The sequence below is a fragment of the Photorhabdus viridis genome, assembly GCF_040256935.1.
In the GTDB taxonomy this organism is placed as follows: Bacteria; Pseudomonadota; Gammaproteobacteria; order Enterobacterales; family Enterobacteriaceae; genus Photorhabdus; species Photorhabdus viridis.
This window is the reverse complement of sequence record NZ_JBEJZY010000085.1, coordinates 1-7,708: the sequence shown is the minus strand read 5'-3', so window position 1 is coordinate 7,708 and position 7,708 is coordinate 1. Positions and strand designations below refer to the sequence as shown.

The following is a 7,708-nucleotide window of genomic DNA, read 5'->3' as shown; positions in this document are numbered from 1 at the left end:
GTTCAGTTCGCCGTAGCTGAGGGACTGTGCTTCAAACACCACGGCGGTAGCGTCAGGCGCTAGCTGAACCTGTTGTTCAAACAGTTCATGGATCAGGGCGGTCTGCGGGAAATCGGTTTGGGGGGCGTTGAAATTCATCAAAAGTTGCTGACGTTCAGCAGTAGGCAGAACTGGCAGGCTCAAAACAAGTCGCTGAGGTTCGTTATCCAGAGCTTCAACCAGGCCGCTGATAGCTGTAATCAGGTAGTTAGCCAGTCGGGAGGGATCAATCCTCGAGATGCTCTGGGTTACTAGGCTGAAGTCTTCCCCTAAGTCATCCACTGAGAGGGTCAATGGATAGTTTGTGCGTTCTTCTGCTGTTAGCATACGCATGCCTTTCCAAACTTTATCATCGGCCGCCCCTGAATGGCTATGCCGGTAATTGAGCAGGGTACTAAATAATGGCATCGGTGGTGTCACACCGCTACAGCGAAGGGCCAGCGCCAGAGGGGCTTGCTCATGATCTAGTAACGCTATTAGGTCATGGTAAGTGGTCTGCATCACTTCCAGTACACTGATGCCAGCAAGGGATATCCGCACTGGCAGCGTATTGATAAACATTCCCATTACCTGATCAGCACCGGCATAGCCTTGCAACCGGCCGAGCAGCACAGAGCCGAAGACTACATCATCACGACCGCTGGTCTGTGCCAGCACTTGAGCCCAGGCAACATGGAACAGTACACTTGGGTTGATTCCCAGGCGACGAGCTTGACTGCGGATCTCCCGTGCCAGCGTGATATCCAGCTTCAAATAGGCTTCAACCACATCTTTACCGTCACCCTGCACATTAAGTAGACCAAAAGGTGCTGTTGGTGCATCAATATCGGCGAGCCGGGCACGGAAATAGTCTTCATGCACGGAGGCCGGTACGCTCAGCGTTTGGGCAATAAAGTTGCGATATGGCAGTGGTACAGGGAGACCCTCTGCACGTCCCTGCAACAGCAAGTTGATTTCAGAGACGATAAGTTCCAGTGTCATATGATCGCTGATCAGATGATGGAAACTCAGTGCCAGCAGCCACTCGCAGTTGGCAGGGTCATGGGCGATGTCAGCGGCAAACAACGGTGCCTGATTCAGGTTTAGCCGGCGTTGACGCGGGTCGGTGTAGGCCTGCAACTGGGCCAACACATTATTCTCTGAAGTGGGCACAAAAGTATTCACTGGTAGTGGGGCCTGACGCCAAACTACTTGAACAGGCTGCGTTAATCCCTGCCAGCAAATAGCGGTACGCAGGATATCGTGGCGGCTGATCACCTGTTGCAAGGCACCAAGGAAAGCGTTAAGGCGCTCACAGGTATCAAAGGCCACTAGGCTGCATAACAGATAAGTGTCCCCTTGCTCCTGCAACCGATGGTGGAACAGAATGCCTTCCTGCAATGGGGCTAGCGGGTAGACATCCTGCACATTGGCCGTACCGCCGGGAACGGTGTCGATAATGATATCGATTTCCGCTTGAGACAGCGTCACCAGCGGCAGTAGGTCGGGGGTGAGGGTAGTGCAATCTTCGGTAATGCGATTAGGTGGTACGACGAAGACAGGTTTACCTTGATGTGCTTGTATCATTTGAGCCATTTCGGTGAGTACTGGTGTGGAGAAAACGCTACGCACATCAAGCAACCAGCCAGCATTACGCAATCGTTCAATCAGGCTGACGGCCATCAGTGAATGACCTCCGAGTTCGAAAAAGTGATCATGACGGCTGACGCGTTCTAGCCCCAGTAAATCTTGCCAGATCTGCGCCAGTGCGGTTTCCAATGTACCTTCTGGTGCTTCATAGACACGTGTTGCTACAGCAGAGTGGTCAGGTGCTGGCAGAACTTGACGATCGAGTTTGCCGTTAGGCGTCAGCGGGAAGGTTTCCAACATCACAAATGCGCTGGGGATCATGTACTCAGTCAGTTTCTGCGCAAGCTGTTGGCGCAGTTCTGCCGGCACCAGTTCAACGCCGGACTGAGGCCGGAGATAAGCCACCAGACGTTTGTCTCCCGAAATATCTTCACGAACGATGACAATGGCTTCGCTTACGCCAGGACACTGAATAAGTTGTGCCTCAATTTCACCGAGTTCAATCCGGAAACCGCGCAACTTGACCTGAAAATCGTTACGGCCGAGATATTCGATGTTGCCATCGGGCAACCAACGTCCAAGGTCACCCGTTTTGTACATACGTGAGCCAGGCGTAGTTGAGAATGGGTCGGTAATAAATCGTTCTGCCGTCAGTTCTGGACGATTAAGATAACCGCGAGTAACACCAGCCCCGCCGATATAGATTTCACCAGCCACGCCAATCGGCACAACCTGATCCTGCGTATCCAGAATATAGATCTGAGTATTAGCGATTGGTTGGCCGATAGGGACGTTGAACAAGTCGTGGGATATGACCTGATAAACCGAGGCCCATACTGTAGTTTCTGTCGGTCCATACTCGTTATAGAGAGCAATAGGTAACTCTAACTGTTCAATTCGAGTATAAAGTTCAGGTAGGCAGCGTTCACCTGCCACAATAAGGGCTCGGAGGGATGCCATATCTTCTTTATTAGCAAGTTGCAACAGACTGAGGGCCAAAGATGGCACACATAATAGGCAACTGATGTCATTCTGGCGTAGAGCCTGCAAAATGGCTGTAGGGTTGACAGTAATCGCTTGTTCTGGAAGACATAAACATCCTCCGCGCGTGAGTGTACTGAAGATACTGGCGAGGGAACTGTCAAATGCGATTGAAGACAAGAGTAAAAACCGTTCGAAATGCGGATACGTCAATTGTCGAGCATAAGTGGATGCAACGATATTGCTGTGTTCAACCATTACCCCTTTAGGATGGCCCGTAGAACCAGAGGTGTAGATGACATACGCCAAGTGGTGTGAGGTTAATCCCAGTGTATGAATATCAGGATTACTCTCTGCGTAAGCGCCAAAAATGGAGATGTCGATTAGCACAGTAGGCAGGCTGCTGCCCAACGTTTTGCTCAGGGCTGATTGGGTAAGTAGAACAACCGGCTCCGCATCGTTAAGTATATAGGCCAACCGCTCGGCTGGGTAGGCCGGATCCAATGGTACATAGGCTGCACCCGCCTTGAGAATGCCCAGTAAGCCCACGATCATCTCCAGGCTACGTTCAACACAAATGGCGACCCGGTCATCCGGCTGTACGCCCAAAGTAAGCAGATGATGGGCTAGTTGGTTGGCACGGCGGTTCAGTTCACTGTAGCTGATGGAGAATTCTTTGAACACTACGGCGGTAGCGTCAGGAGCGAGCTCTGCCTGTTGCTCAAACAACTCATGGATCAAAGTCTTCCGTGGGAAGTTGACCTCAGTGGTATTGAAGTCCACCAGTAGCTGTTGCCGTTCTGCGGCAGGTAAGATCGGCAGACTCAGAACAGAACGCTGAGGTTCGATTGCCAAGGCATCAACCAAGCCATTGATAGCTGTAGTCAGGTAGTTGGCGACCCGAGCGGAATCAATTCCCGCCACAGCCTGAACCACCAGATTAAAACCCTCCCCCAAGTCATCCACAGAAAGAGAAAGCGGATAGTTGGTGCGATCTTCGGTAGTTAGCAAGCGCATGCCGTTCCAGACCATATTATCCGCATTTGGCTGGCTATGGCGATAATTGAGTAAGGCACTGAACAATGGCATCGGTGAAATTACCCCACTACAGCGCTGAGCCAACGCCAGGGGAGCCTGTTCATGCTCCAAAAGAGTCATTAGGTCACGATAGGTGGCCTGCACGACTTCCAGCACACTGAGACCGACAAGGGATACTCGCAGCGGCAGGGTATTGATAAACATTCCCATTACGCGATCGGCCCCGGCAGAGCCTTGCAGGCGGCCTAACAGCACTGTGCCGAAAACCACATCGTCACGGCCACTGGTCTGCGCCAACACCTGAGCCCAGGCAACATGGAACAGTACACTCGGGCTGATACCCAGATGACGGGACTGGTTGCGGATCTCCTGTGCCAGCGTGGTATCCAGTGGCAAATGGGCTTCGGTAATATCTTCTCCGTCATTCTGCATATTAAGCAGGCCGAAAGGGGCTGTAGGGGCATCAACATCAGCGAGCCGAACGCAGAAATAGTCCTCATGCACCGAGGCTGGTACGCTCAGGGTTTGGGCGATAAAGTTACGGTAAGGCAGAGGATTGGATAGTTCCTCTGTATGCCCTTGTAACAGCAGGCAGATTTCATCAACGATAAGCGCCAGAGTCATATGATCACCGACCAAATGGTGGAAACTCAATGCCAGCAACCACTCATGGTTAGCTGGGTCATGGGCGATATCGGCAGCGAACAGAGGTGCTTGACTGAGATCGAGCCGACGCCGACGTGGGTTGGTGTGGGTCTGTAGCTGGGTCAGCACATTGTTTGCCGAGGCCGGCACAAAGGTGTTCACCGACAGGGATGCCTGACGCCAGACCACTTGTACGGGTTGGGTCAGTCCCTGCCAGCAGATGGCAGTACGCAGAATATCGTGACGGTTGATCACCTGTTGCAGTGCGTCAAGGAAGGAATCAAGACGTGCACGGGTGTTGAAGGTTATCTGACTGCATAACAGATAGGTATCCCCTTGCTCCTGCATTCGGTGATGGAACAGAATACCTTCCTGCAACGGAGCGAGTGGATAGATATCTTGTACATTAACCGCACCGCCGACCACCGTTTCAACGATCGAGTCGATTTCCGTCTGGGACAGCGTCACCAATGGCAATAAGTCTGGAGTGAGGACGGTACAATCTTCGGTAATGCGATTAGGCGGTACTATGAAGACAGGTTTACCTTGATGTGCTTGTATCGCCTGAGCCATGTCGGTGAGTACGGGAGCGGAGAAAACACTGCGCACATCAAGCGCCTGACCTAGACCGCGCAACCGTTCAATCAGGCTGACAGCTATCAGCGAGTTACCACCGATCTCAAAAAAATGATCGTGACGCCCGATACGCTCCAAGCCCAGCAACTCCTGCCAAATTTGCACCAGTATTGTTTCCAGTTCACCGACGGGTTCCTCATAGTCACGGGTGACTACCGCTGATTGGTCAGGAGCCGGCAGTGCTTGGCGATCAAGCTTGCCATTAGGCGTGAACGGGAAGGTTTTCAGTGTCACAAAGGCGCTGGGTAGCATGTATTCGGCTAGGTGCTGTGCCAGTTGCCAGCGCAGTTCAGCCGGCACCAGTTCAATGCCGGACTGAGGCCGGACGTAGGCCACCAGACGTTTGTCACCGGGGATATCTTCGCGGGCGATAACGATCGTCTCACGCACTCCTGGACACTGAGAGAGGCGCGCTTCGATTTCACTGAGTTCGATACGGAAGCCGCGCAACTTGACCTGAAAGTCGTTACGGCCCAGGTATTCGATACTGCCGTCGGGCAGCCAGCGGCCGAGGTCACCAGTTTTATACAGACGGGCGCCAAAGGCAGTGGAAAACTGGTCGGGGATAAAACGCTCCGTTGTCAGTACCGGGCGGTTAAGGTAACCGCGGGCCACCCCTACCCCACCGATATGGATTTCACCGGCCACACCGAGCGGCACGGGCTGACCCTGTGTATCCAGAATATAGATTTGGGTATTGGCGATAGGCTGGCCGATAGGAGGTACTTTCTCATCTTGGGCATTGCATAGGTAGAAAGTTGCACAGATGGTACTTTCCGTTGGGCCATAGGCATTGATCATGCGTCGCCCTATTGCCCAGCGTTTGATCAGCGTTGGAGGGCAAATCTCGCCACCGACGACCAGAGTTTGTAGTGTCTCCGGTATTGTGTCCAATGCAGCTAATGCCGTCGGCGTCAGAAGCATATGAGTAATGGCATTTTCTTTCAGGGTATGGAACAGTTCAGAACCAGGCAGGAGCTTTGTACGTTGAGCGAGTTGGAGGCGGGCCCCTGTCAGGAGAGCCATACAACATTCCTGCATGCAGACATCGAAACTGAAAGAAGCAAACTGTAATAAGCAACTATCGGCTGTAATGTTAAGCGCCTTTATCTGCGCATTAACCAGATTACACAGGCTGCGGTGCTCAACCATCACCCCTTTAGGTTGCCCGGTGGAGCCAGAGGTATAAATCACATAGGCCAGATGGCGTGAAGTTAGCCCCAGTGCCTGAGCATTGAGGTTTTCTTCCGGCTCTTTATCGAAAACAGATAATTCTTGGTTATCAAGTAATACAGTAGGTAGATTACAGCCCAGTACCTCAACCAGTGTAGACTGGGTGAGCAGAGCAACTGGGGCCGCATCATCAAGCATATAGGCCAACCGTTCTGTAGGATAGGTCGGATCCAGTGGTACATAGGTGCCGCCAGATTTAAGAATAGCCAGCAGTCCCACCACCATCTCCAGACTGCGCTCAACGCAGATAGCTACTCGATCATCAGGCTGAACCCCCAGCGCAAGCAGGTAATGGGCCAGACGATTGGCACGACGGTTCAGTTCAGCATAGCTAAGTGACAGACCTTCAAACACTACGGCGATGGTGTCAGGAGTACGCTTAACTTGTTGCTCGAACAGCTCATGGATCAGGGCCGTCTGCGGGAAGTCTGCTTGTGTAGCATTGAAATCCACTAATAGCTGCTGACGTTCAGCGGCAGGCAGGATCGGTAGGCTCAGAATGGGGCGCTGGGATTCAGTTGCCAATGCTTCAACCAGCCCACTGATCGCAGTGATCAAGTAGTTTATCAACCGTAAAGGTTCAACGTCCGCAACAGCTTGGGCAAGCAGGCTGAAATCTTCCCCCAGATCATCTACTGAGAGGGTCAACGGATAGTTGGTACGTATTTTTTCGTTCAACATGCGCATACCATCCCAGGCCTTATTAGCCGTACCTGACTGGCTATGGCGATAGTTAAGTAGGGCGCTGAAGAGTGGTAGTGGCGGGTTCACACCGCTGCAACGCTGTGCCAGCGTCAAGGGCGCCTGTTCATGCTCCAGTAGTGTCATCAGATCGTGGTAGGTGGTGCGTACGACTTCCAGTACACTGCGATCAGCAAGGGGAATCCGCACTGGCAGAGTATTGATAAACATCCCCATCACCTGATCGGCGCCAGCTGAGCCTTGCAGACGGCCAAGCAGCACAGTGCCGAAGACCACATCGTCATGGCCGCTGGTCTGTGCTAACAACTGAGCCCAGGCAACGTGGAACAATACGCCAGGATTGATACCGAGACGGCGGGCCTGCATACGGATCGCCTGCGCCAGCGTGGTATCCAGCAGCAAACGGGCTTCGGTCACATCCTCGCCGTCGCCCTGTATATTAAGCAGGCCGAAAGGCGTTGTTGGGGCATCAACATCAGCGAGTCGGGCGCGGAAATAGTCCTCATGCACAGAGACTGGCACGCTCAGGGTTTGGGCGATAAAGTTACGGTAAGGTAGAGGAGTCGGTAGGGTTTCTGTCTGCCCCTGTAACAACTGAATAATTTCAGCAATGATAAGCCCTAACGTCATATGGTCACAGACTAAATGGTGAAGACTTAGGGCCAACAGCCATTCATTACTGGTTGGATCGTGAGCCATGTCAGCAGCAAACAGCGGCGCCCGGCTAAGATCGATCTGGCGTTGACGCGGATCAGTGTGCGCCTGTAATTGGGCCGACACATTTTCTGCGCAAGCGGGCTCAAAAGTGACCACTGACAGTGGCGCCTGACGCCAGACCACCTGCACGGGCTGTGTCAATCCCTGC

The 7,708-nt window shown here is 52.8% G+C and carries 1 protein-coding gene; it reads right to left on the bottom strand.

Annotated features, from left to right (window positions below; all coding sequences use genetic code 11):
* A partial coding sequence (locus ABR397_RS21540) for an amino acid adenylation domain-containing protein (RefSeq protein ID WP_350307503.1) occupies positions 1-7,708 on the bottom strand: 7,708 nt, incomplete at both ends.